This is a genomic window from Embleya sp. L77, from assembly GCF_055557415.1.
This window is the reverse complement of sequence record NZ_CM145709.1, coordinates 489,234-506,072: the sequence shown is the minus strand read 5'-3', so window position 1 is coordinate 506,072 and position 16,839 is coordinate 489,234. Positions and strand designations below refer to the sequence as shown.

The following is a 16,839-nucleotide window of genomic DNA, read 5'->3' as shown; positions in this document are numbered from 1 at the left end:
GGCTACCTCTGCCGGGTCAGACGGCGATCGGGGTCTCGTTCGGCGCGGGGGTGCGCCGACCGGTGATGGCGATGAACGCGTCCTGGAGCGAGGCGTTCGGGGAGCCGGCGTACTCGGTCTTGAGCGCGTGTGCGGTGCCCTGGGCGACGACGCGGCCGTGGTCGACCACCACGAGCCGGTCCGCGAGCGCGTCGGCTTCGTCCAGGTAGTGCGTGGTGAGGAAGACGGTGGTGCCCCACTCGTCGCGGATCCGCCGGATCAGGTCCCACAGGTCCACGCGACTGCCCGGATCCAGGCCGGTGGTGGGCTCGTCCAGGAAGAGCACGTCGGGGTGGTGCACCAGGCCCATCGCGATGTCGAGTCGGCGTCGTTGGCCGCCGGACAGGGCCGCGCACGGGCGGTCCAGCAGGTCGAGCAGGTCCAGGTCGGCGGCCAACTCGGCGGCGCGCGCCCGGGCGTCCGCCTTGTCCAGGCGGTACAGCCGGGCCTGGGTGGTCAGTTCCTCGCGCACCGACACGGCGGGGTCGACGCCGCCGGACTGGGCGACGTAGCCGATGCGCCTGCGCACGCCCGCCGGGTCGCGCACGAGGTCGTGGCCGGCCACGGTGGCGCTGCCGCCGGTGGGGGCGAGCAGCGTGGTGAGCATGCGCAGCGTGGTGGTCTTGCCGGCGCCGTTGGGACCCAGAAAGCCCAGGATCTCGCCCGCCGGGACGGTCAGGTCGATGCCGCGGACGGCCTCGACGGTGCCGCGCTTGGTCGTGAAGGTCCGGGCGAGCCCGGAGGTGTGGATGACCGGTGTCATGCGACTACCGAAACATAGTCATTAAAATTTTGCAACGACCCCAAAATTAAAATGACCCCATGAAGGCTAGGATGAGGGCATGACGGAGTCGGAACCCGCCGAAGGGCTGCGCGAGCGCAAGAAGCGCCGCACCCGGACGCACATCTCGGACGTCGCGACCGGACTGTTCCTGGAACGCGGGTTCGACGCGGTGACCATCGCGCAGATCGCCGATGCGGCCGAGGTGTCCGTGAACACCGTCTACAACTACTTCCCGACCAAGGAGGACCTGTTCTTCGACCGCGAGTCCGAGGTGGTCGACCGACCGAGCCGGATCGTGCGCGAGCGCGCGGTGGGCCAATCCGCGGCGCGCGCGGTGCTGGACGCGCTGCGCCGGGACGTCGAGGTGCGGTCGCCGTACGTGGGCCTGGTCGAGGGCTACGAACGTTTCATGAACGTCATGCACGGGTCGCCCGCGCTGATGGCCCGCCTGTGGCGGATGCAGCAACTGGGCGCGGACGCGCTCGGCGCGACCCTGGCCGAAGAGGCGGGCGCGGCCCCGGACGACCCGGTACCGGCGCTGATCGCCGGGCAACTCGCCGGGATCCAGCAGGCCGTCTTCCGGGGCATCGGCCGACGGATCGCGGCCGGCGGCGGGGTGAACGCGGCGGCCGCTTACGCCTTGGCGCAACTGGACGCGGTCGAATCGCTTTTGAGCGCCGAGGTGTTGGGCTACGCGGTTCGCGCGCGGCCGTGACCCGGCCCGCGTCGGCTGGTGTGCCGGCGGCCGGGTCGGGGAGGAGCATGACATCGGCGGCGAAGGGGCGATCGATCCGCGATGATCTGCGTGGTCGGCGCCGTCGGCTCGACCGATGGATGCTCGGCCGATGGATCATGAGTCGATCGACGGTCGTCCGCCACAGGCCAGACAACAGGAGAACCGTGTGACCTCACCAAATGCTTCCGACCGACGCGGACCGCTCGTGTACGTGGGTGCGTACACCCCCGACATGGAGGGTCACGGCAGCGGCATCACGGTGTGCCGGCAGGACCCGCAGACCGGGCTGCTCGGCACGCCGTCCGCGGTGATCCCGGCGATCTCGCCCTCGTACGTGGCCCGGCATCCCTCGGGTCGTTTCCTCTACGCGGTGAGCGAGCGCGGCGGCGAGGGCGCGGTCGGCGCGTACTCGGTGCAGGACGAACGGCTGGTGCCGCTGGGCGAGGTGTCCACGCTCGGGGCGGGGCCGTGCCACCTCGCGGCCGATCCCACCGGGCGGTTCGTGGTGGTGGCCAACTACGGCGGCGGCAGCGTCACCGTGCACCCGATCGCCGACGACGGGACGCTCGGCGAGGCGGCCACGCACGTGCGGCTGACCGGGTCCGGGCCGGTGAAGGACCGACAGGCGTCCTCGCACGCCCACCAGGTGACGTTCGCGGCCGGCGGCGAGTGGCTCGTGGTGTGCGACCTTGGCTCGGACACCGTGTACCACCTGAGCTTCGACGCCGAGGCGGGCACGATCGCGGAGGGGCCGAAGGTGACCCTCCCGCCGGGCACCGGGCCTCGGCACATCGCCTACGGGCCGAACGATCTCGCGTGGCTCGCGGGGGAGTTGAACACGACGGTGACGCCGCTGCGCAGCGACCCGCGCACGGGGGCGCTCACGGTGGCGGGCAAGCCGTTCGTGCTCTCCGGCGGCGAGGGTGCGCCGTCGGGGATCGTCGCGGCGGCGGACGGGCGGTTCGTCTACGTGGCGAACCGGGGTCCGGACACCGTCTCGGTGCTCGCGGTGGACGGCGCGGAACTGGCTCTCGTCGAGGAGGTGCCGGTGGGCGGGGCCTGGCCGCGGGACCTGGCGCTGGTGGGGGACCTGCTGTACGTGGCGAACCAGCGCGGGGACACGGTCACCGGGTTCCGATGTGATCCGGCGTCGGGGCGGCTGACGGCGCTGGGGGTCGTGCTTTCGACGGGGAGTCCGACGAGCATTTTGGTGTAGAGGACGGCGGTCCTCGGGCGCCGGACGGGCCGAACGGGCTCGTCCGGCGTTCGCCGATGCGATCGGCTACAGGCCCAGGGACTTGACCGCCTCGACCAGGGGGGCGAGGTCGGGGCGCTGCTGGGCGTCCGCGAGGGATTCGCGCAGGGCCTTGTCGTGGGTGGGACGGGCGACGGCGAGGAGGTCGCAGCCGGTCGTGGTGACCTCGGTGTAGATGCCCCGGCGGTCGGTGTCGCACAGGTAGCGCGAGAGCAGGCCGCGCTCCTCCAGGCGGGTGACCAGGCGCGTGGTGGCGCTCTGGCTCAGCACGACCGCGTCGGAGAGTTCGTTCATCCGCAGGTGGTAGCCGTCCTGCCGGTTGAGCACGTCCAGGACCGAGAACTCGCGCACGCTCAGGTCGTGTTCGCTCTGGAGCGCGCGTTCGATGTGCGCCTCGATGCGATTGTGCAGCGCCGCGAGCGCGCACCAGCCCTGCGCGAGCGGCGGTTCGATGGCCTGCCTCTGTTGTCCCATGCGCTCAGGATACCTCCGAAGCGAAATAGCCCGCGTTTGCATTGATCGGCGTCTGCAAATATTGTCAACGCCTGTAATCGGTGTGCGTGGCATGCCCGGCGCATGTCGAGCGCCCTCTCCACCACTCCTCGAAAGGGGTACTCCGTGCCTCTCGCACTGTCGGCCCTCGCCATCGGGGCCTTCGGCATCGGGACCACCGAGTTCGTCATCCTCGGCCTGCTGCCCGAGGTCGCGGGCACCTTCGACGTCTCGATCACCACCGCCGGGCTCCTGGTCAGCGGTTACGCGGTCGGTGTGCTGCTGGGTGCCCCGCTGATGACCGTCCTGGGCACCCGCGTCTCGCGCAAGCGCATGCTGATCCTGCTGATGGGGCTGTTCGTGCTGGGCAACGCGCTGACCGCGCTCGCCCCGGCATTCGGCGTGATCCTGCTCGGGCGCGTGGTCGCCTCCTTCACCCACGGTGCCTTCTTCGGGATCGGCTCGGTGGTGGCCGCCGACCTGGTCGCGCCGGAGAAGAAGGCCGCGGCCATCTCCACGATGTTCGCCGGCCTGACCCTGGCCAACGTGCTCGGCGTGCCGCTGGGCACGCTGATCGGCCAGTCGGTGAGCTGGCGATTGACCTTCCTGCTCGTCGCGGCCCTCGGCGTGCTCGGCGCGGTGGGCATCGCCAGGCTCGTGCCCGAACAGCCCAAGCCCGAGGGTGTGCATCTGCGCCACGAACTCGCGGTGTTCCGCAACGTCCAGGTGCTGCTCGCGATGGGCATGACGGTGCTCGGCTTCGGCGGTGTGTTCGCCGCGCTCACCTACGTCAAGCCGATGATGACCGACGTCGCGGGCTTCTCCGAGGGTGCGGTCACCTGGCTGCTCGCGGTGGTCGGCCTGGGCATGCTGGTGGGCAACGCGGTCGGCGGCAGGCTGGCCGACCGGCACCTGATGCCGCTGCTGTACGGCTCGCTGCTCGCGCTCGCGGGTGTGTTGGCGCTGTTCACCGTGACCGCGCACGACAAGACCGCGTCGGTGATCACGCTGTTCCTGATCGGCGCCCTCGGCTTCGCCACCGTGCCGCCGTTGCAGAAGCGGGTGATGGACAACGCCGCGGGCGCGCCGACGCTGGCCGCCGCGGTCAACATCGGCGCGTTCAACCTGGGCAACGCGATCGCCGCGTGGCTGGGCGGCCTGGTGATCGACGCGGGGCACGGCTACGAGTCGGCCAACTGGGTCGGCGCGGGCCTGGCGCTGGGCGCGTTGGTGCTTGCGGTGCTCGCCCACGGCCTGGAACGGCGCGCGCTGCACCGCTCCCGCGTCGTGGCGGCGCACACCCCCGGTGTGCGGACCGTGCTCAGCGGGCAGAGCGGGCAGGGCGACTCCGGCGCGCCGGACACGGCCGAGCGGCCCGCTCGGCTCCTCGGCTGATGCCGGGCCGCACCACCCGACCCCCACGACGAAGGACGATCCCGACCATGAGCTCCACCCCCGTACCCGACATCACCCTGAACAACGGCGTCACCATCCCGCAGCTCGGCTTCGGGGTCTTCCAGGTCGAGAACGACGAGGCGACCACCGCCGTGGCGACCGCGCTGGAGGTCGGCTACCGCAGCATCGACACCGCCGCCGTCTACGGCAACGAGGCGGGCGTCGGTCGGGCGCTGGCCGCCTCCTCGGTGCCGCGCGAGGAACTGTTCGTGACGACCAAGCTGTGGAACACCGCGCAGGGCTACGACTCGACGCTGATGGCGTTCGACGAGAGCGTGGACCGGCTCGGTCTGGACTACGTGGACATGTACCTGATCCACTGGCCGACCCCGAACCGGGACCGCTACCTGGACACCTGGCGGGCGTTCGAGAAGCTGCTCACGGACGGCCGGGTGCGCACGATCGGCGTGTCCAACTTCCAGCCCGACCACCTGACCCGGCTGCTCGAACACACCGCCGTGGTGCCCTCGGTCAACCAGGTCGAGCTGCACCCCTACCTTCAGCAGGGCAAGGTGCGCGGGTACGACCGCGCGCACTCGATCGCGACCGAGGCGTGGAGCCCGCTGGGCCAGGGCGGCGAACTGCTGGAGGACCCGGTGATCGCCGAGGCGGCCCGCGCGCACGGCCGGACGGCCGCCCAGGTGGTGCTGCGCTGGCACCTTCAGCTGGGGAACATCGTGATCCCCAAGTCGGTGACCCCGTCCCGGATCCGGGAGAACTTCGAGGTGTTCGACTTCGAACTGACCGCACAGGAGCTGGACGCGATCAACGCCCTGGACCGCGGCGGGCGGCTCGGCCCGGACCCGGACACGCTCAACTAGGTTCGGCGAATCCGGCGCGGCTTCAGGCCCGGCGGTGTTCCGGCTCGACCAGTGCCGGGTGCGCGGGGTGGTCGTAGCGCACCAGCAGGTCGGCCTCGGTCGCCGGCCCGACCTCGTCCGCGTAGCGGGTCAGCGCCTCCAGCGTCCAGGCGTCCTCGGCCGGCGTACGTCTGCGCAGCGCGCCCGGGGACAACCACAGGTGCACGCTCAGCTCCAACGGCAGCCCCTTGCCGAGCAGGAGCGGCCCGTCCAGGAGCAGGACCCCGCCCTCGGGCAGGGTGGTGTACGCGGCGCGGGTGGCCCGGTCCCGGGCGGCGTCCCACAGGCTGGGCAGCACCCGGCCGGTGCCGTCCGGGCCGAGCGGCTCCAGCACCTCCCGACGCAATCCGGCCTCGTCCAGCCAGCCCCACAGGTACGACTCCGCGTCGGTGTGCCCGTACTCCAGGCGCACCGACGCGGGACGCAGGAAGTCGCGCGCCCGCACCCGCAACACCGGATGCCCCAGCAGCCGCAGCGGGGCCACCAGCGCGTCGGCGACGGCGCCGGGTTCGGCCGCGTCCGCGCCGTCCACGGCGACCCGGGTCCACCGGCGTCCGCCCGCGCGGGCGGTGATCGCGGCGACGAGTTCGTCCACCAGGGCGCCCGGGGTGAGGGGGCGGGCGCTCACCATCGGCGCACCGGGCGGGGGCCGTCGGGTTCGATCATGGCCCCATTCTCGGCCGCCCCGGGTGCGGGCGTTCAGTCGCCCCGCGGTTCGCGCTCCAGGGTCGCGTCCACGGTGATCCAGTCCGGCGGCATGTACGGCGGCGTCTTCCAGAAGATGTCGAGTCGCACGATCAGGCCCTCGTCGTTCAGTTCGAGGTAGTTCGCGAACCGCATCACCAGGAGGTCGTCCGTCGGCGTCGGCCGGATCGACTCGACCGCCTCGTTGAACGCATACCGGCCGTCCTCGCTGAGGAAGGTGAAACGCGAGCGCAGTTCGTGCTGCGCCATCCGGCCGGTGACGGTGGAGACGAACCGCAGGTACGCCTCCTTGCCCTCGCACGTGTCCTCGGCGTTGTCCCGCATCCCGACGCGCACGAAGTCGTCGGCGAGCGTGGACGCCACCAGGTCCCAGTCGTGGGTGTCCACGCCCCGCCAGAAGTTTTCGACGGTGCGCCTGCGGCCTTCGAGGTCACCGAACGTTTCGGTGCGGTTCCTCGATGTCTCGCTCGGGTCCTTCGATGTCTCGGTCATGGGCGGACGTTAGTGCGATGGACGGCCGAGATCCAGAGATATCTGACGGTGCGTCAGTGAGAGCCGGCGGCCCGATCCGCGGACGCGGCCCGGTCACAGGTCGGGCAGCGGCGGCATCTGCGGTGCCTGCACGTGCGGCGGCGGGACCTCGACGAAGCCGCCGGAGATGCCCTCGTGGATGCCCACCACGGCGGGCCGCAACTCCTTGAGCACGTCGTCCTCGTCGATCTGCCCGACCCGGTTGGTTTCGCTGGTCAGGGTGTCCGCGCGGCCGTCGGCGAGCGCGGGCGCGGCCGGGGCCAGGGCGAGCAGGGCGCCGGTGGCCGCGGCGGCGAGAAGTGCGGTGACGCGCATCGGATCTCCGTTCGTCGGTGCCCGTACGGGGTGTCCGTGCGGGTCGTCCGTACGGGACCAGCGAACGAAATCCGATGCGCCGAGTGGGGGAATCTCACTCGGACGAGGGCGTGTCGCGTGACTCGACCCGCTCGATCACCCCCGCAGCGGCGGCACCAGGTCGGCCGCGAGCACGCCGGCGGACAACGCCCGCGAGTCGCCGGAGCGGGCGTACACGTCCGCCGCGCTGTCCACCAGCTTGATCACGTGCTCGTCGCCGTGGGCGTGCGCGCTCTCCATCGCGGCACCGGGATCGGCCGCCGGGGCGGGCGTCTTCGGTGCGTCCTCGCGCGCCATGTACACCGCGAAGACCGCGCTGCTCGTGGCCCACGCGGCCGTGTACGAGGGGATCCACAACTCGGGCGGCAACGCGGGCAGCACGCGCAGCACCGCACTGGGGGCGGTCACGCCGTGCACGTTCATCACGGCGTTGCCGTGCCCGCGGCTCAGATAGCGCAGGGTGGCCGCGTGCACCGTGTCCGCGAGCAGCGATTGCGCCTCCTCGGGGGTCTCGGCGGTGCGCACGGACAGGGTCGCGGACAACCAGCGGTCCCAGCCGGCCAGGTAATCGAGCCGCCTGCTGATGTGGCCCTTTTCGCCGACCGGCAGCGGCGGTACGGCCTCCAGCGCGTCGAACGGCGTGCGGCCCCCCGCGAGCCGAGGCAGTTCGGGCAGAGCCTGGTTGCTTGAAGCGAAATACGCCATCGCGTGCGCGAACTCGGCCAGCCGGACCGGGCTCTCGCCCGCCTCCAGCAGCGCGCGGACCGCGTGTCCGACCCGGATCACGCCGTGCGTGGCACCGCCGGGCAGGCCCGGGAGCAGGCGTGGCCACCACAGGGCGAGCACCTCTCGCCACGGCCGCTCGGCGATCTCGTCGGTGAACAGCGCGATCCAGTCCCCGTCCCGGGCGCGGTCGCCCAGTGCCTCGCGCCACGCGTCCCGGGCGATGCGTTCGGTCGGGCGGGTGGGTGGTTCCAGCCGTCGGGTGTAAACGTCCAGCCAAGCGGGCACGGCTTCCCACTGGCCCGAGTGCACGAGCGCCTCGACGGCCATCGGGCCGTGATTGGACAGCTTGTCGTCGAACTCGGAACCGGTGCGATGTAGACGTTCGAACGCTTCGTCCAAGGTTTCGGCGGCTTGCTGATGCATCGTCAACTCCTTCGGTGCTCGGGTGGATCGGGGCCTCGGGTTAGGACAGTTGAGCCTTTCCCAACTTGCTTGGCCTCCGGTCGGAAGCATAGGGTCCAATACGTCACCGCAACCACTGCGCAGGAGGAACTCCCGTGGCCGACACGGTCTACACGCTCCCCGACCTCACCTACGACTACGCCGCCCTGGAGCCGCACATCAGCGGCGCGATCATGGAGCTGCACCACGACAAGCACCACGCGGCGTACGTGGCCGGTGCCAACACCGCCCTGGAGCAGCTCGCGGACGCCCGCGACAAGGAGGCCTACGGCACCATCTCCAAGCTGGAGAAGGACCTGGCCTTCCACGTCTCGGGCCACGTGCTGCACAGCCTGTTCTGGACCAACCTCGGCCCGACCGGCAACGGCGAGCCCACCGGTGACCTCGCCGAGCAGATCGGTGTCGACTTCGGCGGCTTCGAGCAGTTCCGCGCGCACATGACGCAGACCGCGATGACCGTGCAGGGTTCGGGCTGGTCCGTCGCCGCGTGGGAGCCGCTCTCGCAGCGCATCGTGGTCACCCAGGTCTACGACCACCAGGGCAACATCCCGCAGGGCACCGTGCCGCTGCTCGCGATCGACGCGTGGGAGCACGCCTTCTACCTGCAGTACAAGAACGTCAAGGCGGACTTCTTCAAGGCCGTGTGGAACGTCTTCAACTGGGACGACGTCGCCACCCGCCTCGCGGCCGCCAAGGGCGCCTGAGGAACGGCGTTCGGTCCAGGGCCGTGCGGGTGCTTCCCGTGCGGCCCTGGAGCGCGTTGGCGGGCGGGCCGGCGCCGGTGCACATGCACGAGTACGCACTCGGGAGACTCGGGGTCGAAGAAAGGGGCGAGCGGTGACCGAGCAGGACGCGTTCGCACTGTTGCCCGAGACCCGGCGCGAGATATTGCGGCGCCTCAAGGGCGCGGGCGAACTGCGCGCGGAGGAACTTGCCGATGCGGTCGGGATGACCGCGAGCGGCATGCGCCAGCAACTGGCCGGGCTGGTCGCCGAGGGCTATGTGACCCATCGGCAGGCCCGACTCGGGCCGGGCCGGCCCAAGCACGTGTATCGGTTGACCGCGGCCGGGGAGAACCTGTTCCCCCGGCGCTACGGCGACCTGGTCGGCGACCTGCTGGAGACCGCGCAGGCCGAGGAGCCCGGATTCGTGGACCGGCTGTTCGACCGCCGGCGCGAGCGGCGCCTGGAACGGGCCCGGGCCCGAACGACCGCGCCGGGACTGGCCGATCGGGTGGCCGCGATAGCCGCGATCCTGGACGAGGACGGCTACCTGGCGGCCGCGGAACCGTTGGCCGACGGCGGCGGGTGGCTGATCGTCGAACAGAACTGCGCGATCTTCGACGTGGCGATCCGGTGCGGCACCGCGTGCTCCTCGGAACTGGCCTTCCTGCGTGAGGCGTTGCCGGACACCGAGGTGCGGCGGGTCAGCCACATGGTGGCCGGAGCGCCGCACTGCGCCTATGAGATCCGACCGGTGGCGGCCGATCCCGGCGAGCCGGGCGCAGGCGACGGGTAGGTGGGTCGAGCGCCTGCGCGGCGGTTGCCGGCGGGGTGCGCCCGGCCCGGTGCCTTCGATGGGCGGCCGTCCGGCCGGGCGGCCGGCGACCGGCCAACGCCGCCGAGCCGGGTCAGGAGCCGGCCGGGGCTCCGCTCGCGAGTTGTTCGCGCAGGGCGGGCTTGCTGACCTTGCCGGTGCCGGTGACCGGAAGGGCGTCGGTGAACACGACGCGGCGCGGGATCTTGAAGCCGGCCAGGTGCGCGCGGCACAGGGCGACGAGCGTGTCGGGATCGACGGAGCGACCCGATGCCGGGACGACCACCGCGACCACGCGTTCGCCCCATCGCGGGTCGGGTTCGCCGACCACCGCGACGTCGCGGACGTCCGGGTGGCCGCGCAACACCGCCTCCACCTCGCGGGCGCTGACGTTCTCGCCGCCGGTGATGATCACGTCCTTCCTGCGGTCCAGGACGTACAGGTAGCCGTCGGCGTCGACGCGGCCCAGGTCGCCGGTGCGGAACCAGCCGGCCGCGAACTCGCCGGTGTCCGCCTGCCAGTAGCCGTCCGCGACCTGCTCGGAGCGCACCGAGATCTCGCCGGTGGCGCCGGTCGGCAGCGGTCGGCCCGCGTCGTCGACGATGCGGATCTCGACGCCCGGGCCGGGCCGGCCGGCCGCCGTGTACAACTCGGGGCGGTGGTCGGCGGCACTCAGGAACACCGCGTTGCCGGAGAGTTCGGTCATGCCGTAGCCCTGCCCCAGGGCGCAGCCGAGCAGCCGGTCGACCCGGCGGATCAGGTCGGGCGTGATCGGCGAGGCGCCGTAGCTGATCGAGCGGATCCGCTCGCGCAGTCCGTCGCCCTCGTGCACGTGGTCGAGCAGCGCATCGATCATGGTCGGCGCGAGGGACAGGTTGGTGACGTCGAACTCGCGGACCACCTGTGCCAGTTCGGCCGGCTCGTAGCGGCGCAGGACCACCACGGGGCGGCGCATCAGGTGGTGGGCCGGCACCTGGTAGCCGGCCACGTGCGCAAGCGGGAAGGGAGTCAGGACGACCGTGTCGGGGTCGACCGGGCGGCAGGCGAGCGATGTGCGCATGGAGGCGATCAGGCTGCGGTGGGTGAGCCGGACGCCCTTGGGCCGGCCGGTGGTGCCCGAGGTGAACAGCAGCCAGGTCAGCGCGGTTTCGTCGGTGGCCGGGGTGAACTCGGGCTCGGCGCCGGCGGATTCGGCGAGGGCCTCGGCCAACTCCAGGCTCGGGAAATCGGGCCGGCCGAGCCGGGCCATCGGTTCGGCGTCGCCGAGCAGCAGTTCCGCGCCCGAGCGGGCCAACTGGTCGGCCCACTCGCGCGGGTGCAATCGGGGATTGAGCGGGACCAGCACCCGGCCGGCCCACGGGACGCCGTAGTAGGCCGCCACGTACTCGGCCCGATTGTGCGCGAGGATCCCGACCCGGGCGCCGGGCGAGGTTCGTCGGGCGACGGTGCCGGCGAGCGCGCGGGCGTGACCGGCCAACTCGGCGAAGGTCCAGACGGTGGGCCCGGTCGGGTGAGGTTCGGCCGGAGTGGGCTCGGGCGGGTGAGGCTCGGTGGGCCGGCGCGGGGTGTGCGCGGGGACGATCAGGGCGGTGCGTTCGGGTACCTCCCGAGCCGCGTCGACCAGGATCTCGTGCAGCAGCATCGGGCCTCCCTCGTTCTCGCGGGGACGCTACCGCAGGGCCGACGGCGCGGCCTCGAAGGGGTGATCCGTTGGGTGTTCGGCGGGTGTCCGTGGTCGGAAATGGGTGGGTGTCCCACGGTGGTGATCGGTGGCCGTCCCGCGCTTCGGTGATCGGTGGTCGTCCCGGGTCGGTAGTCGGCGGTTGCCCCGGGGCGGTAGTCGGTGGCTGTCCCGGATGATCGGCGCTTGCTCCGGGCCGAAAAGCGCAGTTTCGCGGATTTCGCTCGGGTCCGGCGCTTTGCCGGTCGGGGTGGCAAACCGGATGCCGGGCGCGGGGGAGTGGGGCAGGATCGGCAGGGTTCGGCCGCGTTCGGCGCGGTCGTCGTCGATCCGAAGGGCACGCTCGATGAGCAGCACGAACCAGGCCGACAATGCCGATCGTTTCGCGGAATTTCGGGCTCTGCACCAAGCCGGGGCACCGCTGCTGCTGCCCAACGCGTGGGACCACGCCTCGGCGGCGGCGCTGGTCGAGCGCGGGTTCCCGGCGATCGGGACGACGAGCCTGGGCGTCGCGATCGCGGCGGGCAAGCCGGACGGGGTCGGCGGGACGCGCGAGGAGACGCTACGCCTGGGGGTCGGCATCGCGCGGCTGCCGGTGCCGGTCAGCGTCGACATCGAGGGCGGGTTCGCGGAGCGCCCGGAGGACGTCGCGGCGTTGGGCGCCGAGCTGGTGCGGGCCGGGGTGGCCGGCGTCAACATCGAGGACGGGCGTGCGGACGGCACGCTGACCGACGCGGACCACCAGGTCGCGGTGATCGCCGCCGTCAAGGAGGCCGCGCCGACGCTGTTCGTCAACGCACGCACGGACACGTACTGGGTGGGCGGCCCGACCGCCTCGCTCGACGAGACGGTGCGGCGGATCCGGGCGTATCGGGCGGCGGGCGCGGACGGCGTGTTCGTCCCGGGCACCCAGGACGAGGCCGCGATCGAGACCCTGGTGGGGGCCACCGACGCGCCGCTGAACATTCTGTACAGCCCCACCGGCCTGTCCCGCGCCCGACTCGCGAAGCTGGGCGTGCGGCGAATCAGCACCGGGTCGCTGCTGTTCCGGGTCGCGGTGCAAAACGCGGTGGATCTCGCGTGGGCCGTCGCGCACGACGAGGAGGCGGCGCTGGGCAGTGCGCCGACGTACGCGCAGGCGCAGGCCATGTCAGAGGTATATCGGGCCGAGTGAGGGTCGGCGGGACGGGCCGGCCGGGACGGGTGGGCCGGGGTGCGTGGGTCGGCGGCGGTGGACGTCATACTGCTGGTCGGTGGGCCGGGGACGGTCCCGCCCGACCCGGCAGGCCCGATCGTGAAAGACCTGATCTCGATGACGCAGCACGTTCCGCCGAGCACCACCCCGGATTTCCTGGCCTTCTGGCAGGAACGACACCTGTGTCTGCTGGTCACCCACCGTCCCGACGGCACGCCGCACCTGGTGCCCGTCGGCGCCACGTACGACGACGTGGCCGGGATCGCCCGGGTCATCTCGCACGGGGCCGGCAAGAAGGTCCGCAACGTGCTCGCGGCGGGGACGGGCGCACGCGTCGCGATCTCCCAGGTCGCCGGGAGGCGCTGGTCCACGCTGGAGGGCATCGCGACGATCAACCGCGACCCCGAGGCCGTCGCCGAGGCGGTCCGGCGCTACACCGAGCGCTACCGCGAGCCGCGGGTCAACCCGGAACGGGTGGTGATCGAGATCGCGGTGACCAAGCGCATGGGGACGGTGTAGGGGGCCGCGTGTGCCCGTTCGGTGGCCACGCCCGACGCGGTTCGGCCGTCGGGGCATAGCCTGCCGGGAAAGTGCCGGAGCACCGATCCGAACGGGGACGAACCCATGACCCAGGTTGCCGTGGTCACCTTCGACGGCTTCAACGAGTTGGACAGCTTCGTGGCGGCGGCCATCGTCAACCGCTGCCGCGCGGACGGCCTCACGGCGTACATCACCACGCCCGCGCCGACCGTTACCTCGATGAACGGTGTCGAGATCACCGGCCAACGCGACTTCGACTTCCTCCCCGAAGCCGATGTCGTGCTGATCGGCAGCGGCATCAGGACCCGCGACGTCGTCGCCGACGACACCCTCCTGGCGGCCCTGCCGCTGGACCCCGCCCGCCAACTGATCGGCTCGCAGTGCTCGGGAGCGCTGGTCCTGGCCCGGCTCGGCCTCCTGGCCGGCCTGCCCGCCTGCACCGACGCGACCTCCCGCCCCTGGGTCGAGGCGGCCGGAGTCGAGGTCCTGGACGCGCCGTTCCACGCGGCCGGCAACATCGCCACGGCCGGCGGCTGCCTGGCCTCCCAGTACCTGGCCGCCTGGACCATCACCCGCACCCTCGGCGAAGCCAGGGCCCGCGCCGCGATCGACTACGTGGCCCCGGTCGGTGAGAAGGAGGCCACGGTCGACCACGTCTTCACCGTCCTCCGAGCCGCCGAACACACCCTGACCCCCTGAAACCCCCACCGCCCCCGCCACGCCGCGCAGACGCCGAGCCACCGGCGGCCATCCCCGCACCTTGGCGGCCGCGTCGTTTCGTGCGTGATGTGCGCCCGTATAGCAGGAATGGGCGCTTGGGGTTCGTGGGATTCGGAACAAAGAGGCGGGGGTGATCTTTGTGTGGTGAGTGGCTGTGGGGCGGGGTTCGGGTTCGGCGAGGCTGCCGGGTATGGACTTGGATCTGGAAGCTTTGGCAGCGAAGGCGATCCGACGGGAAGTGCCGTCCCGGGACGAGGCGATGGCGGTTCTCGGAGGCGCGGAGGAACTGCTCGACCTGGTGGCCGCCGCAGGCCGCGTGCGGCGGCACTTCTTCGGCCGACGGGTGAAGCTGAACACCATCATCAATATGAAGAGCGGGCTGTGCCCGGAGGACTGCTCGTACTGTTCGCAGCGACTCGGCTCGGCGGCGGACATCCTCAAGTACTCGTGGATCACCCCGGAGGAGGCCGCGAACACGGCCGATCAGGCGGTCCGGGCCGGGGCGAAGCGGGTGTGCCTGGTCGCGAGCGGGCGCGGGCCCGGCAATCGGGACATCACCCGGATCGAGGACACCATCGCCGCGGTGAAGGAGGGCAGCCCGGACGTGGAGATCTGCGTCTGCCTGGGTCTGCTCGCCGACGGCCAGGCCGAACGCCTCGCGGCGGCCGGTGCGCATGCGTACAGCCACAACCTCAATACCAGCGAGGCGCGTTACTCCGACATCTGCTCCACACACACCTTCACCGATCGCACGGACACCCTGCGTCGGGCCGGTGCCGCGGGCCTGTCGCCGTGCTCCGGGGCCATCTTCGGGATGGGCGAGTCGGACTCGGACATCGTCGATCTGGCGTTCGCCCTGCGGGAGTTGGATCCGGATTCGGTACCGGTCAACTTCCTCATCCCGTTCGAGGGCACGCCGCTGGCGAAGAACTGGGAGCTGACCCCCGAGCGTTGCCTGCGGATCCTGGCATTGTTCCGGCTCTTCTTCCCGGACGTCGAAGTCCGGCTGGCCGGTGGGCGCGAGATCCACCTGCGCAGCATGCAGCCACTCGCGTTGCACCTGGCCAATTCGATGTTCCTGGGCGACTACCTCACCAGCGAGGGCCAACCCGGCGCGGACGACCGGGAGATGATCGCCGACGCCGGCTTCGTGATCGAGGGGGCCGACGAACAGACCCTGCCGGACGCCCGACACGACCTGGTGGCGATCCGCCGCCGGGGTGCGGGCAGCGACCTCCCGCCCAACGCATGAGGGCCGAAAGTCGGGCCGGAGTCGGCCCGCCGCCCGGATGCGACGGGAACGAGGGAGCGTCGCCCCGGGCCGGACGTGCGGAATCGTCCTCGAGCCGGCTGCTCGAGCTGGACCGCGAACACGTGTGGCATCCGTACGCACCGATGCCCGGTACGACGCGACCGCTGCTCATCGAGTCGGCCGCGGGAGTACGCCTGCGGCTGGCCGAACCGGTCGGTGATGTGCGGGAGTTGGTGGACGGCATGTCGTCCTGGTGGGCGGCGGTGCACGGCTACGGCCATCCGGTGATCGATGCGGCGATCCGCGAACAGATGGGCCGGATGAGCCACGTCATGTTCGGCGGGCTCACGCACGAACCCGCGATCCGGCTCGCCCACACCCTGGTCGAGATCACGCCGGAACCGCTGCAACACGTCTTCCTGGCCGACTCCGGGTCGATCTCGGTCGAGGTCGCGATGAAGATGTGCCTCCAGTACTGGCGGGCTCGCGGACGCGGCGACAAGCGCCGGATGTTCACGTGGCGCGGCGGCTACCACGGCGATACGTGGCATCCGATGTCGGTGTGCGACCCGGAGGGCGGGATGCACCGGCTGTGGCAGGGGAGGCTGGCCGAGCAGGTGTTCGCCGACGCGCCGCCGCGCGAGTTCGACCCGGCGTACGTCGAGCACCTGGATGCGCTCCTCACCCGGCATCGGGACGAGACGGCCGCGGTGATCGTCGAGCCGATCGTGCAGAACGCGGGCGGCATGCGCTTCCACTCCCCGCAGTACCTGCGTGCGCTGCGCGACCTGTGCACCGCCCACGACGTGCTGCTGATCTTCGACGAGATCGCGACCGGCTTCGGCCGTACCGGCGAGCTGTTCGCCGCCGACCACGCCGGTGTCAGCCCCGACGTGATGTGCGTCGGCAAGGCGTTGACCGGTGGCTACCTGAGCATGGCCGCGACCCTGTGTACGGCGGAGGTGGCGGCCGGCATCGCCGCCGGCGAGTCGCCCGTACTGGCACACGGTCCGACCTTCATGGGCAACCCGCTGGCCGCCGCTGCCGCGAACGCCGCACTGGGCCTGCTCCTTGAACAGGACTGGCGCACGAACATCGCCCGGATCGAAGCCGGCCTCGTCGAGGGACTGGCTTCCGCCCGCGCGCTCTCGGGAGTCGCGGACGTCCGGGTCCTGGGCGCCATCGGCGTCGTGCAACTCGACCACGAGGTCGACATGGCGACGGCCACCCGGGTGGCGGTCGAACACGGCGTCTGGCTCCGCCCGTTCCGTGACCTCGTCTACACGATGCCGCCGTACGTCACGACGGACGACGACATCCGCCGGATCACCGCCGCGGCGACCGCCGTCGCTGCGGCGGCCTGACCCGGATCCCCCGTGCGTGCGGGGCACCGTCACCTTGGTCCGGTCGCCCCGCACGCCCGAAAAACGCTCCTGCCCGCGCAGCCGGTGCCGCCCCACAGCCGTGGCGGTAGCGGGTTGCGGGGGCGAGGGGGTGCCGTCGGCGCAGGTCGCCG

18 protein-coding genes are annotated in these 16,839 nt (G+C 71.7%); 11 read left to right on the top strand and 7 right to left on the bottom strand.

Annotated elements, in window-relative coordinates; all coding sequences use genetic code 11:
* Nucleotides 1–16 precede the first annotated feature (16 nt).
* The gene (locus tag ACZOOI_RS02070) at nucleotides 17–802 is read right to left on the bottom strand and encodes an ABC transporter ATP-binding protein (protein WP_465279110.1); all 786 of its coding nucleotides are present in this window, start codon (nucleotides 800–802) and stop codon (nucleotides 17–19) included.
* 79 nt (nucleotides 803–881) lie between these two features.
* Here ACZOOI_RS02070 and ACZOOI_RS02065 point away from each other — a divergent pair, with 79 nt between their 5' ends.
* Together ACZOOI_RS02065 and ACZOOI_RS02060 are read left to right on the top strand one after the other, a co-directional pair.
* Nucleotides 882–1,538, top strand: coding sequence for a TetR/AcrR family transcriptional regulator (locus ACZOOI_RS02065; protein ID WP_465279109.1), 657 nt, complete (start codon nucleotides 882–884; stop codon nucleotides 1,536–1,538).
* Between the two features lie 187 nt (nucleotides 1,539–1,725).
* Nucleotides 1,726–2,775 carry a lactonase family protein gene (locus tag ACZOOI_RS02060; RefSeq protein WP_391586097.1) on the top strand — a complete coding sequence of 350 codons (1,050 nt, stop codon included), beginning with the start codon at nucleotides 1,726–1,728 and terminating at the stop codon, nucleotides 2,773–2,775.
* 66 nt (nucleotides 2,776–2,841) lie between these two features.
* Here the strand turns inward: ACZOOI_RS02060 and ACZOOI_RS02055 are convergent, their stop codons facing one another.
* Complete coding sequence (locus ACZOOI_RS02055; protein ID WP_465279108.1) at nucleotides 2,842–3,288, bottom strand: MarR family winged helix-turn-helix transcriptional regulator; 447 nt, start codon at nucleotides 3,286–3,288, stop codon at nucleotides 2,842–2,844.
* Nucleotides 3,289–3,432: 144 nt separating this feature from the next.
* Between ACZOOI_RS02055 and ACZOOI_RS02050 the strand changes: the two genes are divergently transcribed.
* Both ACZOOI_RS02050 and ACZOOI_RS02045 read left to right on the top strand, forming a co-directional pair.
* Nucleotides 3,433–4,701, top strand: coding sequence for an MFS transporter (locus ACZOOI_RS02050; RefSeq protein WP_465279107.1), 1,269 nt, complete (start codon nucleotides 3,433–3,435; stop codon nucleotides 4,699–4,701).
* Nucleotides 4,702–4,748: 47 nt separating this feature from the next.
* The gene (locus ACZOOI_RS02045; protein WP_465279106.1) at nucleotides 4,749–5,582 is read left to right on the top strand and encodes an aldo/keto reductase; all 834 of its coding nucleotides are present in this window, start codon (nucleotides 4,749–4,751) and stop codon (nucleotides 5,580–5,582) included.
* A 22-nt stretch (nucleotides 5,583–5,604) separates the two neighbouring features.
* On the opposite strand, the gene ACZOOI_RS02040 is transcribed toward ACZOOI_RS02045, so the two are convergent.
* The 4 genes from ACZOOI_RS02040 to ACZOOI_RS02025 form a co-directional block, all read right to left on the bottom strand.
* Nucleotides 5,605–6,252: a nucleoside/nucleotide kinase family protein gene (locus tag ACZOOI_RS02040; RefSeq protein WP_465279105.1), complete on the bottom strand. Its 648-nt coding sequence runs from the start codon at nucleotides 6,250–6,252 to the stop codon at nucleotides 5,605–5,607.
* Nucleotides 6,253–6,320: 68 nt separating this feature from the next.
* Complete coding sequence (locus tag ACZOOI_RS02035; RefSeq protein ID WP_465279104.1) at nucleotides 6,321–6,818, bottom strand: nuclear transport factor 2 family protein; 498 nt, start codon at nucleotides 6,816–6,818, stop codon at nucleotides 6,321–6,323.
* A 93-nt stretch (nucleotides 6,819–6,911) separates the two neighbouring features.
* A complete protein-coding gene (locus ACZOOI_RS02030) occupies nucleotides 6,912–7,172 on the bottom strand; it encodes a hypothetical protein (RefSeq protein ID WP_465279103.1) in 261 nt (86 codons plus the stop codon).
* A gap of 135 nt (nucleotides 7,173–7,307) precedes the next feature.
* The gene (locus ACZOOI_RS02025) at nucleotides 7,308–8,360 is read right to left on the bottom strand and encodes a questin oxidase family protein (protein ID WP_465279102.1); all 1,053 of its coding nucleotides are present in this window, start codon (nucleotides 8,358–8,360) and stop codon (nucleotides 7,308–7,310) included.
* A 134-nt stretch (nucleotides 8,361–8,494) separates the two neighbouring features.
* Between ACZOOI_RS02025 and ACZOOI_RS02020 the strand changes: the two genes are divergently transcribed.
* A complete protein-coding gene (locus ACZOOI_RS02020; RefSeq protein ID WP_391586089.1) occupies nucleotides 8,495–9,103 on the top strand; it encodes a superoxide dismutase in 609 nt (202 codons plus the stop codon).
* A gap of 133 nt (nucleotides 9,104–9,236) precedes the next feature.
* On the top strand, nucleotides 9,237–9,917 hold the full coding sequence (locus ACZOOI_RS02015; protein ID WP_396010767.1) for a helix-turn-helix transcriptional regulator: 681 nt from the start codon (nucleotides 9,237–9,239) through the stop codon (nucleotides 9,915–9,917).
* Between the two features lie 112 nt (nucleotides 9,918–10,029).
* Here the strand turns inward: ACZOOI_RS02015 and ACZOOI_RS02010 are convergent, their stop codons facing one another.
* Complete coding sequence (locus ACZOOI_RS02010; protein WP_465279101.1) at nucleotides 10,030–11,577, bottom strand: class I adenylate-forming enzyme family protein; 1,548 nt, start codon at nucleotides 11,575–11,577, stop codon at nucleotides 10,030–10,032.
* 385 nt (nucleotides 11,578–11,962) lie between these two features.
* Between ACZOOI_RS02010 and ACZOOI_RS02005 the strand changes: the two genes are divergently transcribed.
* The 5 genes from ACZOOI_RS02005 to ACZOOI_RS01985 all read left to right on the top strand — a co-directional run bounded on the left by ACZOOI_RS02005 (nucleotide 11,963) and on the right by ACZOOI_RS01985 (nucleotide 16,687).
* A complete protein-coding gene (locus ACZOOI_RS02005; protein WP_465279100.1) occupies nucleotides 11,963–12,790 on the top strand; it encodes an isocitrate lyase/PEP mutase family protein in 828 nt (275 codons plus the stop codon).
* A gap of 138 nt (nucleotides 12,791–12,928) precedes the next feature.
* On the top strand, nucleotides 12,929–13,330 hold the full coding sequence (locus tag ACZOOI_RS02000; RefSeq protein WP_465281333.1) for a pyridoxamine 5'-phosphate oxidase family protein: 402 nt from the start codon (nucleotides 12,929–12,931) through the stop codon (nucleotides 13,328–13,330).
* A 105-nt stretch (nucleotides 13,331–13,435) separates the two neighbouring features.
* Nucleotides 13,436–14,050, top strand: a complete 615-nt coding sequence (locus ACZOOI_RS01995; RefSeq protein ID WP_465279099.1) for a DJ-1/PfpI family protein — start codon at nucleotides 13,436–13,438, stop codon at nucleotides 14,048–14,050.
* Between the two features lie 211 nt (nucleotides 14,051–14,261).
* The gene (gene bioB / locus ACZOOI_RS01990; RefSeq protein ID WP_465279098.1) at nucleotides 14,262–15,323 is read left to right on the top strand and encodes a biotin synthase BioB; all 1,062 of its coding nucleotides are present in this window, start codon (nucleotides 14,262–14,264) and stop codon (nucleotides 15,321–15,323) included.
* Nucleotides 15,320–16,687 (top strand): adenosylmethionine--8-amino-7-oxononanoate transaminase, encoded by a 1,368-nt coding sequence (locus ACZOOI_RS01985; protein ID WP_465279097.1) that lies wholly within the window; start codon nucleotides 15,320–15,322, stop codon nucleotides 16,685–16,687. The genes bioB and ACZOOI_RS01985 overlap by 4 nt, the downstream gene beginning before the upstream one ends.
* Nucleotides 16,688–16,839 lie beyond the last annotated feature (152 nt).

Coding starts and splice junctions, on each gene's coding strand:
- ACZOOI_RS02055 (WP_465279108.1), bottom strand. CDS start 3,288: ATGGGACAACAGAGGCAGGCCATCGAACCGCCGCTCGCGCAGGGCTGG.
- ACZOOI_RS02045 (WP_465279106.1), top strand. CDS start 4,749: ATGAGCTCCACCCCCGTACCCGACATCACCCTGAACAACGGCGTCACC.
- ACZOOI_RS02040 (WP_465279105.1), bottom strand. CDS start 6,252: ATGGTGAGCGCCCGCCCCCTCACCCCGGGCGCCCTGGTGGACGAACTC.
- ACZOOI_RS02000 (WP_465281333.1), top strand. CDS start 12,929: ATGACGCAGCACGTTCCGCCGAGCACCACCCCGGATTTCCTGGCCTTC.
- ACZOOI_RS02065 (WP_465279109.1), top strand. CDS start 882: ATGACGGAGTCGGAACCCGCCGAAGGGCTGCGCGAGCGCAAGAAGCGC.
- ACZOOI_RS02010 (WP_465279101.1), bottom strand. CDS start 11,577: ATGCTGCTGCACGAGATCCTGGTCGACGCGGCTCGGGAGGTACCCGAA.
- ACZOOI_RS02025 (WP_465279102.1), bottom strand. CDS start 8,360: ATGCATCAGCAAGCCGCCGAAACCTTGGACGAAGCGTTCGAACGTCTA.
- ACZOOI_RS02005 (WP_465279100.1), top strand. CDS start 11,963: ATGAGCAGCACGAACCAGGCCGACAATGCCGATCGTTTCGCGGAATTT.
- ACZOOI_RS01985 (WP_465279097.1), top strand. CDS start 15,320: ATGAGGGCCGAAAGTCGGGCCGGAGTCGGCCCGCCGCCCGGATGCGAC.
- bioB (WP_465279098.1), top strand. CDS start 14,262: ATGGACTTGGATCTGGAAGCTTTGGCAGCGAAGGCGATCCGACGGGAA.
- ACZOOI_RS02070 (WP_465279110.1), bottom strand. CDS start 802: ATGACACCGGTCATCCACACCTCCGGGCTCGCCCGGACCTTCACGACC.
- ACZOOI_RS02030 (WP_465279103.1), bottom strand. CDS start 7,172: ATGCGCGTCACCGCACTTCTCGCCGCCGCGGCCACCGGCGCCCTGCTC.
- ACZOOI_RS02035 (WP_465279104.1), bottom strand. CDS start 6,818: ATGACCGAGACATCGAAGGACCCGAGCGAGACATCGAGGAACCGCACC.
- ACZOOI_RS01995 (WP_465279099.1), top strand. CDS start 13,436: ATGACCCAGGTTGCCGTGGTCACCTTCGACGGCTTCAACGAGTTGGAC.